Here is a 22,790-nt window from a genome sequence, read left to right on the forward strand (position 1 = left end):
ACGAAGAGGGCGCTCCAGCGCCCTCTTCGTGAGCCCCAACCGCAACACGGGCGTCGACACGCGCCCCCGATGTCACTTTGTCGCCAAATCGAGTTCTAGGCTGGCGGCAGGAACGCTGGCGGAAGGACTCCTGTGAACACCAACCCCGCACTCTTCGAGGACGAGACCACCGAAGCCGTGCCCGACGACCTCGGCCCCACCGGACGCCCCTGGCCCGACCTCCCCGAGCCGCGCGCCCCCCACGCCGGCCCCAAGCGCGCCGTCATCATCGCGATGACCAACCAGAAGGGCGGCGTCGGCAAGACGACGACCTCGATCAACCTCGGCGCCGCGCTCGCCGAGACCGGCCGCTCGGTGCTGATCGTCGACTTCGACCCACAGGGGTCGGCGTCCGTGGGGCTCGGCGTCAACCCGCACACGCTCGACACCTCGATCTACAACCTCCTCCTCGGGCGGGAGGCCGACCCGACCGACGTGATCATCGACACCGGCGTCGACCACCTGCAGCTCCTGCCGGCCAACATCGACCTCTCGGCCGCCGAGGTGCAACTCGTCTCCGAAGTGGCGCGCGAGCAGACGCTGCGCCGCGTGCTGGCCCCGCTGCGGAACTCCTACGACGTCATCCTCATCGACTGCGCCCCCTCGCTCGGCCTGCTCACCGTCAACGCCCTCACCGCCGCCGATCACGTGATCATCCCGCTCGAGTGCGAGTTCTTCGCGCTGCGCGGGGTGGCCCTGCTGACCGACACGATCCAGAAGGTCACCGACCGGCTCAACCCCGAGCTGGCCGTGCTCGGCATCGTCGGCACGATGTACGACGGCCGCACGCTCCACAGCCGCGAGGTGCTGGAGCGGGTGGTCGAGGCGTTCGGCGACAAGGTGTTCCACACGGTCATCAAGCGCACGGTCAAGTTCCCCGAGACGACGGTCGCGGGGGAGCCGATCACGTCGTACGCCTCCGCCAGCCCCGGTGCCGAGGCCTACCGCACCCTGGCCAGGGAGGTGCTCGTCCGATGCCCCGACGCGTAGGCCTGCCCGGCGCGTCCGAGCTGTTCCGGCCCACGGCCGCCGACGCCCTGGTCCGGGAGGCGGACGCCGCTCGGACCGCCGGGCGCGAGCCGGTCCGGCGGCGGACTGCGCCGCGGGCGGTTCCGGACGCCGACGTGACCCACACCGGCCGGGTCCGCCACGACGAGAAGATCACCGTGTACGTCAGTTCGGAGGAGTTGCTGGCCCTGGAACACCTGCGGCTCGAGTTGCGGGCCGAGCACGGCATCGCCGTCGACCGCGGCCGGATCGTCCGCGCCGCGATCGCCGCGGCGCTCGCCGAGGTGCGCGCGCGCGGGGGCGAGGCCGACGTCGTCCAGCGGCTCGTCGAGTCGTGACGACCGCCCCGTTCACCGTCCGGCTGACCAACTTCGAGGGCCCGTTCGACCTGCTGCTGCAGCTGATCAGCCGGCACAAGCTCGACGTCACCGAGGTGGCGCTGAGCCGGGTCACCGACGAGTTCATCGCCCACATCAAGACGATGGGGTCCGCGTGGGACCTCGACCTGACCAGCTCCTTCATCGTCGTCGCGGCCACGCTGCTCGACCTCAAGGCCGCCCGGCTCCTGCCGCAGGGCGAGGTGGAGGACCCCGAGGATCTCGCCCTCCTCGAAGCCCGCGACCTGCTGTTCGCTCGCCTGCTGCAGTACCGCGCCTTCAAGGAAGTGGCCGCCCTCATCGCCCGCCGCCTCGACACCGAGGCGCGGCGGCACCCGCGGCCCGGTGGGCTGGAGGAGAACTTCGCACGCCTCCTGCCCGAGGTCGAGATCCCGGCCGACGGCGACCAACTCGCCTGGCTCGCCGCCCGCGCGCTGACCCCCCGCGAGGAGCCCGCCATCTCGCTGGCCCACCTCCACGCGCCCGCGGTCAGCGTCCGCGAGCAGGCCGAGGTGATCGTCGGCCGGCTGCGCCGCCTCGGCACGGCGACCTTCCCCACGCTGGTGGCGGACGCCGGTGAGCGCACCGTCGTGGTCGCCCGCTTCCTCGCCCTGCTCGAACTGGCGCGCGAGCAGGCCGTCTCTTTCGAGCAGCTGACGCCGCTCGGGGAGCTCACGATCCGCTGGACCGGCACCGCCGACGGCGAGCTGGCCATCTCCGCCGAGTTCGACGAGACGGACGTCGCGGCGTCCGGCCGGAAGGAGGACACATGACCGACGTCTTCAGCGACGATGACCTGGACACCATCACCGGGCCGCTCGAGGCGCTGCTGCTCATGGCGACCGAGCCGCTCGGCACCGCCGAGCTGGCCCAGGCCGTCGACGTGCCCAAGCCAGTGGTGTGGGCGGCCCTCGAGCGGTTGCAGCGGTTCTACGACGAGACCCGCCGTGGCTTCGAGCTGCGCGAGGTCGGCCAGGGCTGGCGCTACTACACGCGCCCCGAGCACGCCGACGTCATCGCCGCGTGGGTGCTCGAAGGGCAGCACGCGCGTCTCTCCCAGGCCGCCCTCGAGACGCTCGCCGTGGTGGCCTACCTGCAGCCGATCTCGCGGTCGCGGGTGTCGGCGATCCGGGGCGTGAACGTCGACGGCGTCATGCGCACCCTCGTGACCCGCGAGCTCATCGAGGAGGCCGGGCCTTCCGAGGAGACGGGCGCCATGCTGTTCAAGACGACCGACTACTTCCTCGAACGCATGGGGTTCACGTCCACCGACGACCTGCCGCCGATCGCGCCTCACCTGCCGGAGGCGTCCCTGCTGGAGGCGGAGCTGGCTGGGCTGGCCGAGCAGGTGGCGCCGGCGGCGTCCGGACGAGAGGATGGGGCCATGAGCGAGAACGCCGAGATCCCGACTGCCGACGAGGTCGGCGCCTGGACGGACGACAAGCGTGCCGAGAAGCACGAGGAGGCGCACCACGAGCCGGACGAGGCCGAGGTGCCGCCCGCAGCGGACCTCGACCGGCTGGCCGACCCCTCCTGATGGGGGACGCCGAGGGCATCCGCCTGCAGAAGGTGCTCGCGCAGGCGGGGGTCGCCTCGCGCCGCACCGCGGAGTTGATGATCGACGAGGGCCGCATCGAGGTGAACGGTGAGCCGGTGGTCGAACAGGGCCGCCGCGTCGACCCCGAACGCGACGTCATCCGCGTCGACGGACGCCGCATTCCGCCGCCACGGCGCCATGTGTACCTGGTGTTCAACAAGCCGCGCGGCGTCGTGTGCACGATGGACGATCCCGAGGGTCGCCCGAGCATCACCGACCACTTGACGCCGGCCCAGAAGGCGAACCGGCTCTACCACGTCGGCCGCCTCGACACCGACAGCGAGGGGTTGTTGCTGCTCACCAACGACGGCGACTTCGCCCAGAGGATGATGCACCCCAGCCACGAGCTGACGAAGACCTACGTGGTCGAGGTGTCCGGGGAGGTGACGCCGCCGACCCTCAAGCGGCTGCGCAAGGGCATCCGCCTCGAGGACGGGTGGGTCAACCCCGACCGCGTGAAGGTCAACAGCAGCACCGAGTCCCGTTCGATGCTCACGGTCGTGCTGCATTCGGGGCGCAACCGGGTTATCCGGCGGATGTTCGAGCAGGTGGGTCACCCGGTGCGCCGCCTGACGCGCACCCACATCGGGCCGCTGCGCCTCGGCCAGCTCAAGCTCGGCGAGACCCGCGAGCTCACCCGCGACGAGCTCGGGTCGCTGCTGGACGCGGTGAAGCTCTGAGCATGCGCGTCACCGGCGTCGAGACCGAGTACGGGCTCGTCGGCCACCTCGACGGCCGGCGGCTCGTCTCCGACGAGGCGGGCGCCCGGCTGTTCGCCCCTCTGGCCCGCAGCTGGGCGTCCACGAACGCGTTCCTCGGATCCGGGGGGCGGCTGTATCTCGACGTGGGCAGCCACCCCGAGTACGCGACGCCCGAGTGCGCGGACGCCCACGCGCTCGTCGTCGCCCAGCGTGCCGGCGACACGCTGCTCACCCGGCTCGCGGATGCGGCCGTCGCGGCCGCGGCCGAGGAGGGGCACGCGTTGCGGGTCGCCCTGTTCCGGAACAACGTCGACAGCTTCGGCAACACGTGGGGGAGTCACACGAACCACCTCGTCGCCCGAGATGCCGACCCGGCTGCCCTGGCCGCGTGGCTGGTCCCGTTCCTCGTGAGCCGCGCGGTCGTGAGCGGTGCCGGCCGCTGGAGACGCGGACGCTTCACCTTGTCGCAGCGCGGGGAGGTGCTCGGCGATCTCGTCTCCAACCAGACCACCCGCTCGCGGCCGCTCATCAACACACGCGACGAACCGCACGCCGACCCCGCCCGCTTCCGCCGCCTGCACGTCCTCGCCGGCGACACCCTCACCCTCGAACGACCGCTGTGGCTCGGTCTGGTGTGCACTGAGCTCGTCCTGCGGCTGGCCGAGTCGGGACGACCCGCGCCGCTCGGGCCGGCCGACCCGCTCGCCGCCCTCCGCGCCTGGAACACCGACCCGGACGCCGGCGTCCCCGCCACCGACGGCTCCTCGCTCACCGCGCACGGGCTGCAGCGGACGCTGCTCGCCGCCGCCGAGGACGCCGTCACCGACGACGAGACCGCAGCCGGCCACCGCGCCTGGGCGGAGGTGCTGGCCGCCGTCGCCGCCGGACGCCCGAGCGGCGCCGAATGGGACACCAAGCAGCGGCTCATCGAGGCCTGGCGGGTCGCCCATGGTGTCGAGCGCGACGATGCCAGCTGTGACGCCCTCGACCTGCGCTGGCACGAGCTCGGCACGGACGCCGCCGGTCGCCCCCGCGGCCTGGCCCGGCTTCTCGAGGCGCGCGGGCAGGCGGAGCGACTCACCACCGACGCCGAGGTGGACGAGGCCACCTCGACGCCGCCCTCGCCCACCCGCGCGCGCGTGCGCGGACGCCTCGTGGATGCTGCCCGCGCGGCCGGCCGCGACATCGCCGTCGACTGGGCCAGCTTCGCCGTCCACGACCTGCCGGGCGGCGGTGTCCGGCTGGCCCTCGACGACCCGACGGCCGACACCCATCCGGACGCCGACGCCCTCGTCGGCAAGATGGCGGCCGAGCCGCGAATCGGCGTCCTGCGCGGGTTCGTGCCGCCGCCCGAGCCGCGGTGAGCCGTGGCGGGAGAGGAAGGCGCGAGTAGGTAGCATGGCCCGGTGCTCAACTCGTCCACCCACGTGCGCGCCGTGCTCGGTGCCCTCGCGGCCGCGCTCGCGCTGACCCTGACTGCCTGCTCGCCTTCGACCGCGTCCTCGCCGGAACCGACGCCCGCGGCGTCCGAGACAGCGACGCCGGCACCGACGCCGACGGAGACCGCGACGCCCACGCCCGCACCGGTGATCGACACGATCGACGGGGTCAGCGTCGACGGTGCGTTCGGCGAGGTGCCCGCGTTGAGCTTCGAACCCAACTTCTCGATCGACCAGACCCGCCAGCGCACCATCATCGAGGGCGACGCCGCGAACCCGGCGATCACCGAGGCGAGCATCGTCGAGAACAACTACGCGGGCTACAACGCGCGCACCGGCGAGAAGTTCGACAGCTCGTTCGACAAGGGCCAGGCCGCGCTCATGACGCTCGACCGGCTCGTGCCGGGCTTCAGCAAGAGCCTCCTCGGCCACCGGGCCGGCGACCGGGTGCTCATGGTCATCCCCGGCTCGGAGGCCTACGACTCGCAGAACGGGTCGCCCGACGTGGGCATCGCCGTCGGCGACACGCTCATCTTCGTGGTCGACATCATCGCCGTGTCGGTCGACACCGCCACCGGCACCCCGCAGAGCCCGTCGCTGCCGGTCACCCTGGGGGCCGACGCAGACGGTTATCCGACCGTCGCCATCCCGGCCGGGGCGGCGCAACCGACGCAGCGAACCGTGGCGACGGTCATCCAAGGGACGCAACGCGGCGTCGCGGCCACCGACTACCTCATGGTCTTCTACCGGTCCTACAGCTGGCGCACCGGAGCCCTCATCGAGGACAAGTACGCAGCGCCCGACTCGGGCGCCCTCTCCGACCTGATCCCGGACTGGAAGGAGGGACTGGTGGGCGTGCCGATCGGCTCGCGGGTCGTGATCGTCGCGCCGGACGCCTACCCCGACGGCCAGGCCACTCCGGCCGTCGAGGCCGGCGAATCCGTGGTGTTCGTGATCGACATCCTCTTCGCCTCGTCGGCCGCCTGACGTTGGCTGCGCCGGTCACGCTGCTCTGGTTCCGCGACGACCTGCGCGTCGCCGACCACGAGGCTCTGGCCGCAGCCCGCGCCGCCGGTCCCGTGGTGGGGCTGTGGCTCCGGGAGGAACCGGACGCCGCCGGCGACGGTCCGCGGCGCCTGGGTGCGGCGTCCCGCTGGTGGGCGCACCGCAGCCTCGAAGTGTTGTCGGCCGAACTGGACGCGCTGGGCATTCCCCTGCTGTTCGGCCGCGGATCGGGCGTCACCGTCGTGCCGGCCGTGGTGGCTGGGCTGGGGGCGTCCGTGGTGCGCTGGACGCGCCGCTATGCGCCGTCGGCGCGGACCGCCGACGCGACGCTCAAGGCCGCCCTCGCCGCGTCCGGCGTGGAGGTGCACAGCCATCCCGGGTTCCTGCTCGTCGAGCCGTGGCTGGTGGCGCCGGCCGGCGGCCCGGTCTACCGGGTGTTCACACCGTTCCACCGGGCGGCGGCCGAGGTGCCGGTGGGGCCGCTGCGAGGGCGGCCGGCAGCGCAGGTGTTGCCGCCCGCGGTGGTGGACGCCGCCGCGCGGCTGACCGCCACCGGGGTCGTCATGGGGCTCGACGCTCTGGACCTCCTGGACGCCGATCCACCGTGGTGGGCCGACACCGTGGGGGCGCACTGGGTCCCCGGCTGCGTTGCCGCCGATCAGGCCTTGGCGGACCTGCCCGACGCCATCGCCGGCTATCGGACGCGCCGCGACCGGCCGGATGATGCGGCGTCCACCTCGCGGTTGTCGCCGCGGCTGCGGTTCGGCGAGGTGTCGCCACGGCAGGCGTTGGCGGCCACGCGGTCGGCTGAGGTCTCGGCCGACGATGCGTCCGCCTGGGTGCGGCAGCTGTACTGGCGTGAGTTCAGCTGGCACCTGACCCACCACGTGCCACGGCTCGCGTGGGAGCCGCTACGGCGGCAGTTCGCGGAGTTCCCGTGGTCGCCCGACGCAGCGCTGCTGCGCGCCTGGCAGCGTGGCCGCACCGGGTACGGGCTCGTGGACGCAGGTCTGCGCCAGCTGTGGCAGACCGGCTGGATGCACAACCGGGTGCGGATGGTTGCGGCGTCCTTTCTCGTCAAGAACCTGCTGCAGCCGTGGCAGGCCGGTGAGCAGTGGTTCTGGGACACCCTCGTGGACGCCGACGAGGCCAACAACCCGGTGTCGTGGCAGTGGGTGGCGGGCTGCGGTGCCGACGCCGCCCCGTACTTCCGCGTCTTCAACCCCGAGACGCAGCGTGAGCGCCACGACCCTGAGGGCGCCTACGTGCGCCGCTGGGTGCCCGAGTACGGCACGGACGCCTACCCGGCGCCCGTCGTCGACCTCGCCGAGTCCCGCCGCCGCGCGCTGGACGCCTACGCCCTGCTGCGCGCTCGCTGACGTGCCGGGCGTCCCGGGTGGACGGGCCAGAAGACCCGCCCACCCGGTTGCCCAGAGGGTGCGTCACCCGCAAGGGGCCGCGGTCATGCGCACGCAGGCATGCTCACCGACGACCACGTCTCGGTGCCGCTCGGCCGGGCCACGGCGTCCACCGACAAGGAACCTGCCGCCCGGGAGGCCTTGCCCCGCAGCAAAACGGTCTTCGTCTCGCCCGCCGCGAGGTTGACCCGCGCCTCGCCCGAGATCGAACTCAGCGTGACCTGCTGCCGCTCACCTGTGGGGTTGGTCACCACGACGGATGCCCTGGCGCCACAGGTGCTTGTCACGGAGACCACCCTCGGCCCCTGTTGCCGGTGTGGACGGACGTGGCCAACGGAACGGCGACGATCTTCTGGAACCGCGCGGTGCCGCCCTGGCTGACGAGCGACAGCCCCAGCGACTGCGGGTCGGGGAAGATCTGGCTGGTGATGGCCCGGAACCCGTCCTCGGCGTACACCTCGACCGACGAGCGGTCGACGTACACCGTGAAGGTGTACGAGCCGTCGATGTTGACCAGGGGTGCGCCGTCGACGCTGGCGAAGCTCGTGCTGAACGAAACGTCACCCGAACGCGTGCGGTCCACGAAGACACGGTTGGTGGCCGTGTCGATCCCGCTCAGCGTGCCTTCGCCGGCCGTGGCCGAGTAGTCGGCGTCGGTGCGGACAGCGACCCCGGCGATGTCGGCGTCACCGGGTGCGACCGTCACCTCCAGCATGTAGGCATCGGAGGAGAACGGCAGCACAAGCGTGCTGTCGGTCACACGGATGTTGCCTCTCCGCACGGATCCCCGCTTGACTTGCAGGTCGTTGACCGAGCCGACGGGTGCCGATGCGATCTCGTACCCGCCCCCGAGCCGGTGAAGGGTGATCTCCCGCGGCAACGCCATCGCCGAACGCCAGGGCGACGTCGGGGTGAAGTTGGCGTAGTTCCAGTTGCTCATCCAGCCCTGCAGGATGTGCCGCCCGTCGGGGACGTTAGAGTAGGAGTCCGCCGCGTAGTAGTCGGGACCCCAGTCCAGCCAGTCGAAGCGCACGATGCGGCGCTGCTGCGGGGCGTCCGCGGCAACGATGTCGTCGACGAGGATGTGGCCCCACCCGAACCGGTTGTTGTCGATGATGACGACCTGAGCCGATTGGCCGATCCACGCCGAGGTGTTCCACGCCGCCCAGTCGAGCGTCTCGGAGTTGCTGCCCGTCGCGGAGGCGACGACCTCGCCGCCGATCACCAGGTTCACCGTGGTCTCGGCCGAGCGCGGCTTCGCCGGCTCGTCCCCCATGACGACATGGTCCAGCGTGAGGTGCCCCCAGCCGCCGGTGGTCTCGTCGACCACCCTCAGTTGCGCGGAGCGACCCTGGAGGTCCGACACGTCCCACGAACGCCACTGGAGAGCGCCGTCGTCCGCGCCGGTCGCGGTGCGGACCACCTGGGGGTCGACGACCAACTGCACCTGCAGCGTCGTGTCCTTCTCGCGCCCACCGCCGATGAGGAAACTGATGTGGTCGCCGTCGATGGTGAACGAGGGCGACGTGAGGGTGCCCACGTTGTCGTCACCCTTCGGGCCGCCGGCCCACGTGTTGATGCGGTAGTTGCCGATGGCGTAGTCGCCGCCGGAGTCGGACGGGCTGTTCGCAGCCTGCAGGTCGCCCGTGCCCGTCCAGCCGAAATCGGCCAGCGTCTGGCCCGGCGTCACCTCGAAGCCGTTCCACATCAAGGTGCCGGCCGGGGGCTCGTTGCCGAGTTGCGAACCCTCCACCCGCGGGTGGTTGCCGCCGCCGAACAGGACGTTGAGCCAGTCCGAGGTCACCGTGAACGGAGCAGAGGTCAGCGTGCCCACAGGCCAGTCGTTGCCGACGAAGCTGTTCACCAGCCGCTCGCCGCGATAACCGACGACCTGCTGCTGCCCCGGAATGGTCCCGGGGTACGGCCCGAGCCCGAACGGCCCGTCCGCGACGTTTCCGGCCTGGTTCGCCACGGTCCAGCCGGAGCCCGCCCAGGACGCGAACTCGAAGTCCTCGAGGACCGTGCCTGCCACCTGCTCGTCGTCGAGCGTCACAATGTTCTCGGCGGTGAAGGTGGTGCCGTCGAACTCACCCACGAAGTACTGGGCCCCCGAGCCGCCGGCGGGCGATCCCGGATTGAGGTTCACGATGAGCACCCATTTGGTCTCGCCGGTCTCCTTGACGGTCATGGGGATCAGGTCCGGAACCTCCCAGATGCCTCCGGTCGCGTTGGCCGGGCCGAAGGTGGACAGGTAGGTCCAGTCGATCAGGTTGTCGGAGCGGTAGAACACGACTTGGTACTGCGTCGCCTCGACGGCCACCATCACCCAGTAGCTCTCGCCCGTCTCCGGGTTGGTGTACCAACTGACCTTGGGATCGCGGAAGTTGGCCGAGTCACGGTTCAGCACCGGATTGCCTCGTACTTGGTCCACGTGTAGCCGCCGTCCAGCGAATAGGCGAGCGACTGCGCCTGGATCCCCGCCAGCGTCGGGTGGGCTGACGTGTACGCGCTCGTGTAGACCGCGACGATCGGCGGATTGCTCGTTGTCCCGAGGCCGGACGTGTTGCGCTCGTCCACGACGATGGCGCCCGAGAAGATGTCCTCGATGCTCTCGCCGGCGTCGTTGAACGTCTGCGCGATGGCGAGCGGTTGCTGGGTCCAGGTCAGGAGGTCGGGGCTCGTGGCGTGCCCCCAGGACATGTTCCCCACACGGAACCCTGGGGGTTGTACTGGTAGTACAGGTGGTAGACGCCGTCGTGGAAGAACAAGCCGTTCGGGTCGTTCATCCAGTTCTCGGACGGCGTGTAGTGATAGTCGGGGCGGTACGGCTCTGCCCCCACGGTCACTTCGGCCTGTGCCGGTGCCGTGAGAGGTCCGAGTGTCAGGGCACCCGCGGTGAGCAGGACTCCCAGCAATCGTCTGGTCTTGACGTGCATGGCCTTGCTTCCTCTCGCTACAGATGGGCATGGACGCTCGGGTACCGGGCAGCCTACGCCGACTGCCTTGCCGTTAGGCGATTCACTGGCGAAGTCGGGTTCCTCCGTGCGCAGGCTCAGCGCCCGCGCCACACCCAGGCGCCGTGCTCCACTGCAGCGGGGTCGAAGCGCCCCAGCAGCGTGGCGGCGGTGACGTGCTCGTCGGTCGTGCAGAGCCCGAGGGACGCGCCGAGCAGTGTCAGGACGCCGGCGGCGTCCAGACCCTGCCGGGCCAGGTCGGCGAGGGTGACGGCTCCGTCGCGCTTGGCCAGCCGCTGGCCCGCGGCGTTGACCACCAGCCCCATGTGGGCGTAGGCGGGCTCGACGCCCCCGAGGCGTCGGGCCAGCCACGCCTGCCGTGGTGAACTCGAGAGCAGGTCGTCGCCCCGGACCACCTGCGTTACGCCTTGGGCGAGGTCGTCGACGACGACAGCGAGGTTGTACGCCCAGGCGCCGTCGTTGCGGCGCACGACGAAGTCGTCCACGACGCCGGTCACCGGGCCGGCCCAGCGGTCGTGCACGGTGACGGACGCCCCGTCCGCCGCCACGCGGAGCGCCGGGGGACGCACCGGGCGCCGGGCCGCACGCTCGGCGTCCGACAAGCCGCGACACGTTCCCGGGTAGGGCCGATACCCGTCGTCGTGGGGCGCGGACGCCGCCTCGGCGATCTCGCGCCGCGTGCAGTAGCACTCGTAGGTCGGCAGGGCGGCGGCGGCCGCGGCGTAGGCGTCCAGCCGCTCGGACTGGACCATGACCGGGCCGTCGTGGTCGAGTCCGAGCGCGGCCAGGTCGGCGAGCTGGCCGGCAGCCACCTCGGGGGCGGCGGCGACGCGGGCGACGTCGAGATCCTCCACGCGCAGCACGAAGCCGCGACCAGCGTGCCGGGCCATGAGCCACGCGGCCAGGGCCGTGCGCAGATTGCCCACGTGCAGCGCCGACGTGGGGCTCGGAGCGAAGCGGCCGACCATGGCGTCATCTTGGCCGTCTCCGAGCTGGCCACCAAACCGGGCCTCCACGAGTAGTGTCGGCGATGGCCCCCACCGATCGAAGGAGATCGCCCGTGTTCACCCACGACCTCACATTCCTCCCCGACGGCTGCGCCATGAGGTCGGTCACCGCGCGGCCCGACGACGCGGCCGGCCGCCGTGCGCTGCGCGTCGAGCTGGACGACCGGGTCACGTTCGGCGGCCGTCCGGGCGTCGACTTCGTCGACCAGCCCACGTTCGTCCTCCTCCCGGTGCTCCTCACCGACGGGCTCATCGAGGTGGACGTCCTCGCGCGCCTCAACGGGAAGGGCCCGGACGATGCCCGGGGGTTCGCGGGGCTCGCCTTCCACATCCAAGACAGCGGAGACGCGTTCGAAGCCGTCTACCTCCGGGGCCCTGAACGGCATGCGTGTCCGGCCGCCCGAACCCCGCGACCAGCGGGCCATTCAGTACTTCGCCTACCCCGACTGGCCCTTCGGCAGGCTCCGGGAGGAGCGCCCCGGGGAGTTCGAGACGAGCGCCGACATCGGTCCTGACAGCTGGCACCGGCTGCGGGTCGAGGTGGAGGGCGGTCGCGTCCGCGCCGGGGTGGATGGTGTGGAGCGGCTGGCGCTCGACAGCCTCGCCCGCCCGGTCCACGGTCGCGTCGGACTCTTCGTCGACATCGGCACCGAGGCGTTCTTCAGCAACCTCCTGGTCGACGCGCGGTGAGCGCTGCGGGGTGGGGGTGCCGACGGGCGGCTTGGGCCTTCGGGAACCTCCCCGCCAGCGGGCGGCGGTCGGTTTGTCGCGTGTCGGCTCTCCAGGTCTACGGCGGACGCCGCCGCTCCCGGTAGCCTGAACGGCGTGTCAGCGCGCAAGTCCGAGCGGATCATGAACCTCACGATCTGCCTGCTCATGGCGCGCCGCTTCGTCGAGCGTGAGCACATTCGGGAGTTGGTGGAGGGCTATCACGACCTCTCCCAGCAGGCGTTCGAGCGGACCTTCGAGCGCGACAAGGAGGAGTTGCGCGCCCTCGGCGTCCCCGTCGAGACCGGCAGCAACGACCCGCTGTTCCCCGACGAGGTCGGCTACCGCATTCGCCGCCGCGACTTCGAGCTGCCTCCCCTCGAGTTCGACACGGCCGAGTTGGCCGCCCTCGGTGTCGCCTCGGGCGTTTGGGACTCGGCCCGCCTCGCCGACAGCGCCACCACCGCCGTCGCCAAGCTGAGGGCGTCCGGACTGGATCCCGACGCCGGCCGCGTCGCCTCGTTCGCACCGAACGTCGGTGCGCACGAACCCGGCTTCGAGGCCCTCTGGCAGGCGACGCTCGAGCAGCGTCCGGTGGCCTTCCGCTACCGCGGGGTGGACCGCGTCGTCGAGCCCTGGCGGCTCACCTCGCGCAAGGGCGCGTGGTACCTGGTGGGATACGATCGTACTCGCCGGGAGGGGCGGTCGTTCAAGGTGTCGCGCATCGACGGAGAGACCCGGCCGAGCGGACGGCCCGGCACCGTCACCCGCCCGGACGCCGCGGTGGTGGCGGCCCACCTCCGCTCGCTCGACGCGCCGCGGCCCACCGCGGCCATCGTCGCCGTGCGCGACGGAGCGGCCGGCGAGCTCGTCCGCTTCGCGACCCCCTCGGACGCCGCCGCCCCCGACGGCTTCTCGGCTTGGCGCGTCGAACTCGGTCAGGACGCGGCGGGGGACCTTGCCTGGTACGCGCCGGACGTGCTCGTGCTCGACCCCCCCGAACTGCTCGCCGCGGTCCGCCGCCACCTCGAGGCGGTGGCGGCATGGGAATGACCAGCGCGTTGCAGGTGCCGCGGCTGCTCAGCCTCGTGCCGTACCTGCAGGCCCATCCGGACGCCGACCTCGCCGACACCGCCGCCACGTTCGGCGTCAGCACGCGCCAACTCGTCGCCGACCTCAACGTCCTCTGGTTCTGCGGTCTCCCGGGCGGCATGCCGGGGGACCTCATCGAGGTCGACATGGACGCCCTGGAGAACGGGCGTATCCGTCTCACCAACGCCGACTACCTAGCGCGCCCGCTGCGCTTCACCATCGAGGAGGCCATGAGCCTCGTCGTGGCGTTGGGCGCGCTGGAGGAGATGGCCGACGCCGACCTCGCCGGTTCCGTCCGTTCGGCGCGCGCGAAGCTCGCGGGTCTCTTCGGCGGCGACGACCGGGTCGATGTCCGCGTCCAGGCGGGCGAGGAGGCGATCCGGACGCAGTTGGCCGACGCCATTGCGGCCGGCCGCGCCGTGCGGCTCACGTACCACGGCGCGTCCCGCGGGACAGCGACCACGCCGCTCGTCGATCCCGCCCAGCTCGCGACGCGGGACGGCTACGGCTATCTCGTCGCGTGGGCGCACGAACGCGATGCCTGGCGCACCTACCGGCTCGACCGGGTCGGCGCCGTCGACGTCACCGGCGACCCGGTCGGTGACCACGGCGAGGCGCCTGCGTTGGCGTCCGGCTGGCTCGACGAACGCCCGGACGCCGCCCTCGTCTCCCTCGACCTGCGCCCCGCGGGGCACTGGATCGTCGAGTACCACCCGACCGTGTCGACCGAGCCGCTCGACGGTGGACTGCTGCGCGTCCGGTTGCGCGTCGCCGACCCCGAGTGGTTCCGCCGGCTGCTGTTGCGGCTGGGCCCCGCCGTCGCGCGCGTCGACCCGCCCGAGGCGGCGGCGTCCGCCGGGGAAGCCGCTCGGGAGGCGCTGGGGTGGCCGGCTGGCTAGGGTGGGCTTCGTGCTGTGGATCTGGCTCATCGTGGGCACGGGAGTGGGCGGGGTCGTGATGGCGGCCCTCTTCGGCAGGTGGCTGTGGCGCAAGGCCGCGACCCTGCTCGGCGAGCTGGGTCGCCTTGCCGACCAGGCCTCCGCCGCCCTCGACCTGCTCGACCGCATCGAGTTCGACCCGGCCCCCGCCCCCCCCCGCGCGCAGGAATCGTCCGACGGTCACGGTAGTCTGGAGATCGTCGTCGTCAGCAAGGAGCCATCATGACGCCACTGGCTTTCGGTCTTCCGCAGGGTTCGGAGATCGTCATCCTCCTCATCGTCGCCATCCTCATCTTCGGCGGCAGCAAGCTCGCCGGGCTGGGAAAGGGTGCCGGTCGTGCGATCCGCGAGTTCAAGGAGGAGACCAACTCGCTGCGCAGTGAGTCCTCCCGACCGGCCGATGAGGTGCACGACGCCGAGATCGTCGACAACCGCGCGGAAGACACGAGTCGCGTCGATCCGCACGCTGACAACCGGTAACGCCCACCGCTCGTGGCCCGTCGCTTCAGTCTCGGGTGGCTGAAGCCCCCTGCAGTGCCCAAGGACGGGGTGATGTCCTTGGCCGACCACCTGCGGGAGCTTCGCTACCGCATGGTGCTCTCTTTGGTCGTCATCGGTGTCGGAATGATCGCGTGCGCGTTCTTCTACCAGCGCATCGTCGAGTTCCTCATGCAGCCCTATCTCGTGGCGCAGGCGCAACTCGCCATCTCCAACCCCGATTTGGAGATGACCGCAACGATCAACGACGTCACGCAGCCCTTCCTGTTCGCCCTGCAGGTGGTCGGGCTCGCCGGCCTCATCTTCACCAGCCCCCTGTGGATCTACCAGGTGTGGGCGTACATCGTGCCCGCGCTCGTCGCGCAGGAGAAGAAGTACGCCCTGGCGTTCATGGGGGCCGCGATCCCGCTGTTCCTCGCCGGCGTCGCGGCGGCCTACTGGGTGCTGCCGCAGGGCATCGTCGTCATGATGCAGTTCACGCCGATGGGAGTCGACATCACCAACCTCATCGACATCAGCAACTTCTTGAGGTTGCTCATCGTCATGATGCTCGTGTTCGGCATCGGCTTCCTGACGCCGGTGTTCGTCGTGGCGCTCAACCTGATCGGCATCCTGCCCGCGAGCGCCCTCAAGGCGTCGCGCTCCTACGTCATCTTCGGCTGTTTCGTGTTCGCCGCGGCCGCCACCCCCGGCGGCGACCCGTTCTCCATGATCGTCCTCGGGCTCACGATGACCGTCCTCTTCCTCGGCTCCGAGTACCTCTGCCGCATCAACGACCGCCGTCGTGCCCGCAAGCAGGCGGCCGGCGAGATCGTCCCCGCATGACCCAACTGGCCGTCGTGGCCAACCCGGCCGCGGGCCACGGGCGTGGACGCCGCTTGCTCGCCTCGGTCCTGGCCCGGTTCGAGGAAGCCGGGGCCACCGTCACCGCTCACCTCCCTGTGCATGCCGAGGACGCCGCCCGTGCCTGCGCCCAAGCGGTCGCCGACGGCGTCGACGGGCTCGTCGTGGTGGGAGGCGACGGCACCACGCACCTCGGCCTTAACGCCTGCGCCGGCTCCGGCGTGCCGCTGGGCATCGTGCCCGCGGGCACCGGCAACGACTTCGTCCGTTCGGCGGGACTGCCGCCCCGCTGGTCCGACGCCGTCGACGCGATCCTCGCCGGTGCCACCCGCCCGGTCGACCTCATGGGCGTCACGGACGCCGCCGGCGCGGCCTGCTGCGTCGGCTCCGTCGTGTCGACGGGCTTCGACGAGCGGGTGGCCCGCCGCGCCGACGCGTTGCCCCTCAACCTGGGCGCCCCCTCCTACGCGTGGGGGGTGGTCGCCGAACTGGCCCGCTTCCGGCCGCAGAGCTACCGGCTGACCACCGCCGACGGCGTCCGGGAACTCGACGCGATCCTCGTGGCCGTCGCCAACGCCGGCATCTTCGGCGGCGGCATCCGGATCGCCCCCGGCTTCGATCTCGACGACGGCCTGCTCGACGTCACGATCGTGCACCCGGTGCCGCGTCGCACCCTGCTGCGCCTGTTCCCGAGCCTGTTCACGGGTGGCTTCGTCACGCACCCGGCGATCGAGCGGTTCCGCGTCGCCTCGATCACCGTCGACGGGCCGGACATGCTGGCCTCCGCCGACGGCGAGCCGCTTGGCCCCGTCCCGCTCGCCTGCACCGCCCGGCCGCGGGCGGTGCGCATCTTCGTGCCGCAGGAGGACCGATGACCGCGCAGGACCGTCGCGTCGAGCCCGGCCCGCTGTTTGCGACGTTCGCTGCCGGCTACGGCTTCGCCCTCGACGACTACCAGCGCGACGCCTGCGCCCACGTGGAGGCGGGCGACGGCGTCCTCGTCGCCGCCCCGACGGGCGCGGGCAAGACGGTCGTGGGGGAGTTCGCCGTCTTCTGCGCCCTGCAGACCGGGCGGAAGTGCTTCTACACCACCCCCATCAAGGCGCTGAGCAACCAGAAGTACCACGACCTCGCCGAGCGGCACGGCGCCGATCGTGTGGGGTTGTTGACCGGCGACACCAGCCTCAACGGGGACGCGCCCGTGGTCGTGATGACCACCGAGGTGCTGCGCAACATGATCTACGCGGGCTCGTCGACGCTGGCCGGTCTTGGCTACGTCGTCATGGACGAGGTGCACTACCTCGCCGACCGCTTCCGCGGCGCGGTCTGGGAGGAGGTCATCATCAGTCTGGCCCCGAGCGTGCAGGTGGTGAGCCTGTCGGCCACGGTCAGCAACGCCGAGGAGTTCGGTGCCTGGCTCGACGAGGTGCGCGGCGGTGTGGCCGTGGTCGTGAGCGAACGGCGTCCGGTGCCGTTGTTCCAGCACGTCATGGCCGGACGCCGCCTCTACGACCTGTTCGCCGGCGAGGCGCCGACGGCGTCCGCGCTGCTGACCCAAGGCGACGTCAATCCAGAGTTGACGCGGCTGGCGAAGGAGGAGGGCCGGTTCACGCGCGACGACTCCCGGAGGCCACGGGGGCGGCGCACCCGCGAGCGCATCGAGCGCAACGCGGCCGCGCGTGGCGAACGCGGGCCGAACCTTGTGCCGCGCCGCGACGGCGCGGTCGAGAAGCTGGACGCCGAGGCCCTGTTGCCCGCCATCTACTTCATCTTCAGTCGGGCGGGCTGCGACCAGGCGGTCCGGCAGCTGTTGAGCTCGGGTCTGCGGCTCACCTCCCCGGCCGAGCGCGCCGAGTTGGACGCCCTCGCCGACGCCGCGGCGTCCGGCCTGGACCGGGACGACCTCGACGCGCTGGAGTTCTCGACGTTCCGCGAGGCGCTGCGCCGCGGCATCGCGAGCCATCACGCGGGGATGCTGCCGGCGTTCAAGGAGTGCGTCGAGGAGGGATTCGTGCGCGGCCTGGTCAAGGTGGTGTTCGCCACCGAGACCCTCGCCCTCGGCATCAACATGCCGGCCCGCTCGGTGGTGCTCGAGAAGCTGGTCAAGTTCAACGGCGAGGCCCACGTCGACATCACGCCTGGGGAGTACACCCAGCTCACGGGCCGCGCCGGCCGCCGTGGCATCGATGTCGAGGGGCACGCGGTGGTGCTTTGGCACCGCTCCATGGATCCGCGCCACGTCGCCGGCCTCGCCTCGCGGCGCACCTACCCGCTGCGCTCGTCGTTCAGCCCCACATACAACATGGCGGTCAACCTCGTAGGACGCGTTGGCCGTGCGAAGGCGCGCGGTTTGCTCGAGCAGAGCTTCGCCCAGTTCCAGTCGGACGCCTCGGTCGTCGGCATCGCCCGCGCGGCCGCCCGGAAGACCGAGCAGGCGGCCGAGTTGTGGGCGGACGCCGCCTGCGACCGGGGCGACTTTGCGGAATACGCCCGTGTTCGGTCGGAGATCGCCGTGCTGGAGGCCACGGCGGCCCGCTCGCGCCGCGCCGATCGGCGCGCCGAGGTCCTTCAGGTGCTCCTGGACGTGAAGCCGGGCGACATCATCGGCGTCCCCGCGGGCCGCCATGAGGGCTGGGCGGTCGTCATCGATCCGGGGGTGGGCCGCGATCGGGGCAATCCGACGCCGCTCGTCATGACCGAGCAGCGGCAGGTGAAGAAGCTGTCGCTCACGGACTTCCCGTCGCCGCCCGTCGTCGCTGCCCGCATGCGCGTCCCCAAGCACTTCGACGCCCGCCAGGCCAAGGACCGCCGCAATCTCGCCGCGGCCTTCCACAGCCGCCTCGGCACCCTGGACACGGCGGCGACGCGCTACTCCCCGGCCGCGATGGACGCCGAGGTCGCGGCCGGGATCGCCCGCCTGCGTGACGACTTGAGGCGGCACGCCTGCCACGACTGCCCCGACCGCGAGGTGCACGCCCGGGCCGCCGAGAAGGCGCTGCGCGCCGAGAAGGACATCGCGGACCTGCGCCGCCAGAGCGAGCGCCGCACCCAGACGATCGCGACCCGCTTCGACAAGATCTGCACCGTGTTGTCGGCGCTGGGGTACCTGTCCGAGGACGCCGGGACCGTGACCGATGCCGGCCGCATGCTGGCCCGCATCTACGGCGACCTCGATCTCGTCACCGCCGAGGCGATTCGCTCGGGCACCTTCGACGAGCTCACTTCTGCCGAGCTGGCGGCGGTGGTCAGCTCGCTCACCTACGAGGCGCGCGGGGGCGAGCAGCGGCGTCCGGCCCGGATGCCCAACCGTTCCACCGAGATCGCGCAGACGATGCTGCGCCGCATCTGGCGCGACGTGTCGCTCATGGAGCGCGACCAGAAGCTCGACAGCGGCCGCGAGCCCGACATCGGTTTCGCGGAGGCCACGTTCCTGTGGGCGTCGGGCGCCGCGTTGGGCGACCTGCTGGAGACGACGGGACTGACCGCGGGGGACTTCGTCCGGTGGATGCGGATGGTCATCGACCTGCTCGGCCAGGTGCGGGACGCCGCCGGTCCGGGACGGGTGCGCACGAACGCCCGGGAGGCCATCGGGATGCTCCGCCGAGGCGTCGTGGACGCCGCGTGGAACGAGGACGACTAAGCCCTGCGGGCGCGCAGCATCCAGGCGGGCTGGCCGTGCCTGGCCCGCGCCAGCAGCCAGACCCGGTGGATCCCGATGACCACCAGGACCCACGCCAGCCCAAGAGTCCAGCCGACGAGCACGTCGGTGAGCCAGTGGTGGCCGAGGTAGACCCGGCTCATGCCCATGCTCAGGGCGTACAGGCTGAAGCCGACGATCCAGGCGGCGCGTGCCGACGCCCGCCGGAACCAGTGCAGCATCAGGTAGCAGAGGATGCCGGCGATGACCGTGCCGTTGAGCGTGTGCCCGCTGGGAAAGCTGGCGGTGGTCTCGAGCGGGGGCACGGCGAGATCGATGGGCGGGCGGGCGCGCCCGAACAGCTGCTTGCCGAACACGGTGGCCAGCGTGGACGTGCCGACGGCGACGCCGACCAGCACCAGCGGCGCCCAGCTGCGCCAGGCCCAGGCGATGCCGAGCGTGACGACGAGCAGCACGATGGGCTGGATCACGGGGCCGCCGAACTCGGTGAAGGCGACGACGGCCGAGGTGAAGGCCGGCGTCCGGTGGGCGACCATCCAGGTGAGGAGCGGCTGGTCCACGAGGGCGATGCCGCCGGAATCGGCCACCCCCTCGTACACCTCGCCGGAGCCCCACACGAGCGTCAGGGTGGCCATGACGGCGACGACGAGGTAGGTCCCGATCAGCGCGTTGGCCTGCCACCAGGAGCGCGTCCGGGCGACGACGCGGCCGAGGGCGGTGGGCCCCTGGACGTGCCAGTTCGGGTCGCGCGTGGGCTGCTCCAACTCCATCGGCGCAGTATGACACCTAGTGAGCGCTGCGCCGGGGTACCGCGCGGGCAGGCTGTCCTAAGCTGGCGGCCATGGCGGTTGCGATCAGGGTCATCCCGTGCCTCGACGTCCACGACGGGCGGGTGGTCAAGGGCGTCAACTTTCTGAACCTCCGCGATGCGGGCGATCCGGTCGAGTTGGCCCGCGCCTACGGCGACGCGGGTGCCGACGAGCTGACGTTCCTCGACATCTCGGCCTCCGCCCAGGGGCGCGCGACCACGTACGAGATGGTGACGCGCACCGCCGAGACGGTCTTCATCCCGCTGTGCGTGGGTGGCGGCGTCCGCTCGGCCGACGACGTCGACCGCCTGCTGCGCGCCGGCGCCGACAAGGTGGGCATCAACACCGGCGCCATCGCCCGGCCGCAGGCCATTGACGAGATCGTGGCCCGCTTCGGCAACCAGGTGTGCGTCCTCAGCCTCGACGCCCGTCGCGAGGCCGGGCAGCCCTCCGGCTTCGGTGTGACGACCCACGGCGGCCGTCAGGCGGCGGGCCTGGACGCGCTCGAGTGGTGCCGCGAGGCCGTCGACCGCGGGGCGGGGGAGATCCTGCTCAACTCGATGGACGCCGACGGCACCACCAACGGCTTCGACCTCGAGATGATCGAGGCCGTCCGCCGGGTGGTCGACGTGCCCGTCATCGCGTCGGGTGGGGCGGGCACCGTCGCGCACTTCGTGGACGCCGCCCGCGCGGGCGCGGACGCCGTGCTGGCGGCGTCCGTCTTCCACTACGGCACCTTGACGATCGCCGAGGTGAAAGCCGGTCTGGCCGACGCCGGCTTCGAGGTCCGGCTGCCGGTCGGCTGAACGACGAACCGAGGAGGAACATGTCCGACTGCATCTTCTGCCGTATCGTCGCCGGGGAGATCCCGAGTCGTCAGGTGTACACCGACGACGCGGCCGTCGCCATCCTCGACCTGGCGCCGTTCAAGCGCGGCCACACGCTCGTGATCCCGCGCCAGCATGTCGTCGACGCCCTGGCCGACGCCGACGTGCTGGCCGCCGTCGCCCCCGCCGTTCGGGCCACCGGGCGCCTTCTGGTCGACAGGCTGGGTGCGTCCGGGCTGAACATCGTGTCGAACGTGGGCGAGGACGCCGGCCAATCGGTGTTCCACCTGCACGTGCACCTCATTCCGCGCTACGCCGACGATGCGGGCTTCGCCGCCATGGTCGAGCGGGCGCCGGGCGAGGGCGACCTGGACGCCGTCCACGCCGCGCTCACCGATTGATGCGACGTTCTTGGGGCTCGTGGCGGGAGCTGCGGCCTCATCCAGCCACCGTGATCGTGACCCGGCGGTTCTGCGCCCGTCCCTCCGGGGTGTCGTTGTCGGCCACGGGCTCCGCCTCCCCTCGGCCCTCGGCCCGGATGGTGACTCCGGGCAGGAGGGAGACGAGCGTGGCACGCACCGCTTCGGCGCGGCGACGCGAGAGGTCGAGGTTGTGGGCGTCGGTGCCGTCGGCGTCGGTGTGCCCCGTCACCAGGAGTATCGGCGCCCGTTCCCGCAGCTGCCCGGCGAGGCTGGCCAGTTCGGTGTGTGCCCGCTCAGAGAGCGTCGCGTCGTCGTAGGCGAAGAACACGTCGGCCTGCAGGACCACCGTCTCGCCGTCGTCCACGACCGACGCGTCGGCGTTCCCCACCGGGAACAGCAGCGCGTCCGTCGGCAGGGTCGCCCTCTCCACCGGGAAGGTCACCGCCGCCGATGGGTCGACCGTCCGGTCGGCCGGAGCGGCACCCACCCACGGAGCCAGCAGGAACCCACCGATCCCGACGGCGGTCGCGGCAGCGAGGGCGCGCCACGCCGGACTCATCGCGTCACCGGCAGGTCGACGAACGACCCCGCGAGCGGGATCACCAACGTTGCGGACGTGACGCCCTCCGGCAGTGCCCCGAAGACGACCGAGAACGTGAGCGACTGGCCGGGATGGACGGCGAGGCCCATCGTCGAGCTGCACACGCACGAGCCGTCGGCCGACCTCGCCGGCAGATGCCGGCGGCCGTGGGCGGCGTCCACGAAGTAGATCCCGTCGACTTCGGCGCGCCGACCCGTACCGAAACGCACCGCCTCCAGCGGTTCGGCGGAGTCGTTCGTCACCGTGAAGTCGAGCGTCAACGTCTCGCCCTCCTGCGCGAAGGTGGTGATCGCCACCTCCACCTCACCGCCGCTCAACGCGAAGGAGCGGGTGGCCAGCACGGGCAAGGGTGTCCCGCCGCCCCCCGACCCGGCCCCCGACCCTGCCGCCGACCCTGCCGCCGGTGCCGCCGCAGTCGTGGCGGACGCCGCCGTCATAACGGGGGAGCCAGGGGACGGCGTACGGACCGCCGGAGGCCGCGGAAGGCCGACGCAGCCGGCCAGGGCAAGGGTCGCGAGCACGACGAGGATGAGGGGTGTGTGATGCGTCCTGGGGGTAGTCATGCCGGCACGCTAGGCCCTTCGGCGGATCCTCTCCCGAATCGATCCGCGAGCCTGTGGACATGTGGACAACCGCACCGGCGGCGTCCGGCATGCGGAACACGGCGCGTCCGCATTGCGACGCCCTCACAGTGCGGCCCTATAGTGAACGCGTGCAGTTCACCCTCGTACTCGAAAAGCGCGTCGCCTGACGGTTCGTCACCGCGACGCGCTCCCTCGCACGCCGGCCCATCCGGTGGCGGGGGTTTTTTCTTGCACGGATCCGAAA

24 protein-coding genes and 1 pseudogene are annotated in these 22,790 nt (G+C 71.7%); 18 read left to right on the plus strand and 7 right to left on the minus strand.

Annotation, left to right across the window (positions count from 1 at the left end; genetic code table 11):
- Positions 1-132: 132 nt before the first annotated feature.
- From Q1K57_RS01115 to Q1K57_RS01150, 8 genes are read left to right on the plus strand one after another with little or no spacing between them, the layout of a single operon-like run.
- Positions 133-1,029, plus strand: coding sequence for a ParA family protein (locus Q1K57_RS01115; protein WP_300077965.1), 897 nt, complete (start codon positions 133-135; stop codon positions 1,027-1,029).
- Positions 1,014-1,385 carry a hypothetical protein gene (locus Q1K57_RS01120; protein ID WP_300077968.1) on the plus strand — a complete coding sequence of 124 codons (372 nt, stop codon included), beginning with the start codon at positions 1,014-1,016 and terminating at the stop codon, positions 1,383-1,385. The genes Q1K57_RS01115 and Q1K57_RS01120 overlap by 16 nt, the downstream gene beginning before the upstream one ends.
- Positions 1,382-2,197 (plus strand): segregation/condensation protein A, encoded by an 816-nt coding sequence (locus Q1K57_RS01125; RefSeq protein ID WP_300077971.1) that lies wholly within the window; start codon positions 1,382-1,384, stop codon positions 2,195-2,197. Before Q1K57_RS01120 ends, Q1K57_RS01125 begins: the two co-directional genes overlap by 4 nt.
- Positions 2,194-2,961 carry an SMC-Scp complex subunit ScpB gene (gene scpB, locus Q1K57_RS01130; protein WP_366525310.1) on the plus strand — a complete coding sequence of 256 codons (768 nt, stop codon included), beginning with the start codon at positions 2,194-2,196 and terminating at the stop codon, positions 2,959-2,961. The genes Q1K57_RS01125 and scpB overlap by 4 nt, the downstream gene beginning before the upstream one ends.
- The gene (locus Q1K57_RS01135) at positions 2,961-3,701 is read left to right on the plus strand and encodes a pseudouridine synthase (RefSeq protein ID WP_300077974.1); all 741 of its coding nucleotides are present in this window, start codon (positions 2,961-2,963) and stop codon (positions 3,699-3,701) included. The genes scpB and Q1K57_RS01135 overlap by 1 nt, the downstream gene beginning before the upstream one ends.
- A 2-nt stretch (positions 3,702-3,703) precedes the next feature.
- The gene (locus Q1K57_RS01140; RefSeq protein WP_300077977.1) at positions 3,704-5,086 is read left to right on the plus strand and encodes a proteasome accessory factor PafA2 family protein; all 1,383 of its coding nucleotides are present in this window, start codon (positions 3,704-3,706) and stop codon (positions 5,084-5,086) included.
- A 42-nt stretch (positions 5,087-5,128) separates the two neighbouring features.
- Positions 5,129-6,148: an FKBP-type peptidyl-prolyl cis-trans isomerase gene (locus tag Q1K57_RS01145; protein ID WP_300077980.1), complete on the plus strand. Its 1,020-nt coding sequence runs from the start codon at positions 5,129-5,131 to the stop codon at positions 6,146-6,148.
- A gap of 2 nt (positions 6,149-6,150) precedes the next feature.
- A complete protein-coding gene (locus tag Q1K57_RS01150) occupies positions 6,151-7,545 on the plus strand; it encodes a deoxyribodipyrimidine photo-lyase (protein WP_300077983.1) in 1,395 nt (464 codons plus the stop codon).
- Between the two features lie 83 nt (positions 7,546-7,628).
- Here the strand turns inward: Q1K57_RS01150 and Q1K57_RS01155 are convergent, their stop codons facing one another.
- The 4 genes and pseudogenes from Q1K57_RS01155 to gluQRS all read right to left on the minus strand — a co-directional run bounded on the left by Q1K57_RS01155 (position 7,629) and on the right by gluQRS (position 11,527).
- Positions 7,629-7,871, minus strand: coding sequence for a hypothetical protein (locus Q1K57_RS01155; protein WP_300077986.1), 243 nt, complete (start codon positions 7,869-7,871; stop codon positions 7,629-7,631).
- Complete coding sequence (locus Q1K57_RS01160) at positions 7,868-9,292, minus strand: GH32 C-terminal domain-containing protein (protein WP_366525313.1); 1,425 nt, start codon at positions 9,290-9,292, stop codon at positions 7,868-7,870. Before Q1K57_RS01160 ends, Q1K57_RS01155 begins: the two co-directional genes overlap by 4 nt.
- 393 nt (positions 9,293-9,685) lie before the next feature.
- Positions 9,686-10,520 (minus strand): annotated as a pseudogene (locus tag Q1K57_RS15660) (glycoside hydrolase family 32 protein); the annotation flags it as partial.
- 116 nt (positions 10,521-10,636) lie between these two features.
- Entirely contained in the window at positions 10,637-11,527 is an 891-nt protein-coding gene (gene gluQRS / locus Q1K57_RS01175; protein WP_300077998.1) for a tRNA glutamyl-Q(34) synthetase GluQRS, read from the minus strand.
- A 423-nt stretch (positions 11,528-11,950) separates the two neighbouring features.
- Here gluQRS and Q1K57_RS01180 point away from each other — a divergent pair, with 423 nt between their 5' ends.
- From Q1K57_RS01180 to Q1K57_RS01215, 8 genes are all read left to right on the plus strand, one after another.
- Positions 11,951-12,256 carry a hypothetical protein gene (locus Q1K57_RS01180; protein ID WP_300078001.1) on the plus strand — a complete coding sequence of 102 codons (306 nt, stop codon included), beginning with the start codon at positions 11,951-11,953 and terminating at the stop codon, positions 12,254-12,256.
- Between the two features lie 135 nt (positions 12,257-12,391).
- A complete protein-coding gene (locus tag Q1K57_RS01185) occupies positions 12,392-13,327 on the plus strand; it encodes a WYL domain-containing protein (RefSeq protein WP_300078004.1) in 936 nt (311 codons plus the stop codon).
- Positions 13,318-14,265: a WYL domain-containing protein gene (locus Q1K57_RS01190; protein ID WP_300078007.1), complete on the plus strand. Its 948-nt coding sequence runs from the start codon at positions 13,318-13,320 to the stop codon at positions 14,263-14,265. The genes Q1K57_RS01185 and Q1K57_RS01190 overlap by 10 nt, the downstream gene beginning before the upstream one ends.
- 10 nt (positions 14,266-14,275) lie before the next feature.
- Entirely contained in the window at positions 14,276-14,530 is a 255-nt protein-coding gene (locus Q1K57_RS01195) for a hypothetical protein (RefSeq protein ID WP_300078009.1), read from the plus strand.
- Positions 14,527-14,784, plus strand: coding sequence for a twin-arginine translocase TatA/TatE family subunit (locus Q1K57_RS01200; protein WP_300078012.1), 258 nt, complete (start codon positions 14,527-14,529; stop codon positions 14,782-14,784). Before Q1K57_RS01195 ends, Q1K57_RS01200 begins: the two co-directional genes overlap by 4 nt.
- 72 nt (positions 14,785-14,856) lie before the next feature.
- Complete coding sequence (tatC, locus tag Q1K57_RS01205) at positions 14,857-15,627, plus strand: twin-arginine translocase subunit TatC (protein ID WP_300078014.1); 771 nt, start codon at positions 14,857-14,859, stop codon at positions 15,625-15,627.
- The gene (locus Q1K57_RS01210) at positions 15,624-16,520 is read left to right on the plus strand and encodes a YegS/Rv2252/BmrU family lipid kinase (protein ID WP_300078016.1); all 897 of its coding nucleotides are present in this window, start codon (positions 15,624-15,626) and stop codon (positions 16,518-16,520) included. The genes tatC and Q1K57_RS01210 overlap by 4 nt, the downstream gene beginning before the upstream one ends.
- Positions 16,517-19,285 carry a DEAD/DEAH box helicase gene (locus tag Q1K57_RS01215; RefSeq protein WP_300078018.1) on the plus strand — a complete coding sequence of 923 codons (2,769 nt, stop codon included), beginning with the start codon at positions 16,517-16,519 and terminating at the stop codon, positions 19,283-19,285. The genes Q1K57_RS01210 and Q1K57_RS01215 overlap by 4 nt, the downstream gene beginning before the upstream one ends.
- Here the strand turns inward: Q1K57_RS01215 and Q1K57_RS01220 are convergent.
- Positions 19,282-20,073: a phosphatase PAP2 family protein gene (locus Q1K57_RS01220; RefSeq protein WP_300078021.1), complete on the minus strand. Its 792-nt coding sequence runs from the start codon at positions 20,071-20,073 to the stop codon at positions 19,282-19,284. The genes Q1K57_RS01215 and Q1K57_RS01220 overlap by 4 nt on opposite strands.
- A 71-nt stretch (positions 20,074-20,144) precedes the next feature.
- Here Q1K57_RS01220 and hisF point away from each other — a divergent pair, with 71 nt between their 5' ends.
- Both hisF and Q1K57_RS01230 read left to right on the plus strand, forming a co-directional pair.
- Positions 20,145-20,918, plus strand: coding sequence for an imidazole glycerol phosphate synthase subunit HisF (gene hisF / locus Q1K57_RS01225; protein WP_300078024.1), 774 nt, complete (start codon positions 20,145-20,147; stop codon positions 20,916-20,918).
- Between the two features lie 20 nt (positions 20,919-20,938).
- Positions 20,939-21,340, plus strand: a complete 402-nt coding sequence (locus tag Q1K57_RS01230; RefSeq protein WP_366525311.1) for an HIT domain-containing protein — start codon at positions 20,939-20,941, stop codon at positions 21,338-21,340.
- A 37-nt stretch (positions 21,341-21,377) separates the two neighbouring features.
- Here Q1K57_RS01230 and Q1K57_RS01235 read toward each other — a convergent pair whose 3' ends face one another.
- Positions 21,378-21,920, minus strand: coding sequence for an OmpA family protein (locus Q1K57_RS01235; RefSeq protein WP_300078027.1), 543 nt, complete (start codon positions 21,918-21,920; stop codon positions 21,378-21,380).
- The gene (locus Q1K57_RS01240; RefSeq protein ID WP_300078030.1) at positions 21,917-22,525 is read right to left on the minus strand and encodes a hypothetical protein; all 609 of its coding nucleotides are present in this window, start codon (positions 22,523-22,525) and stop codon (positions 21,917-21,919) included. The genes Q1K57_RS01235 and Q1K57_RS01240 overlap by 4 nt, the downstream gene beginning before the upstream one ends.
- Between the last annotated feature and the right edge of the window lie 265 nt (positions 22,526-22,790).

This window comes from Propioniciclava sp., assembly GCF_029977985.1.
Lineage (GTDB): Bacteria > Actinomycetota > Actinomycetes > Propionibacteriales > Propionibacteriaceae > Propioniciclava.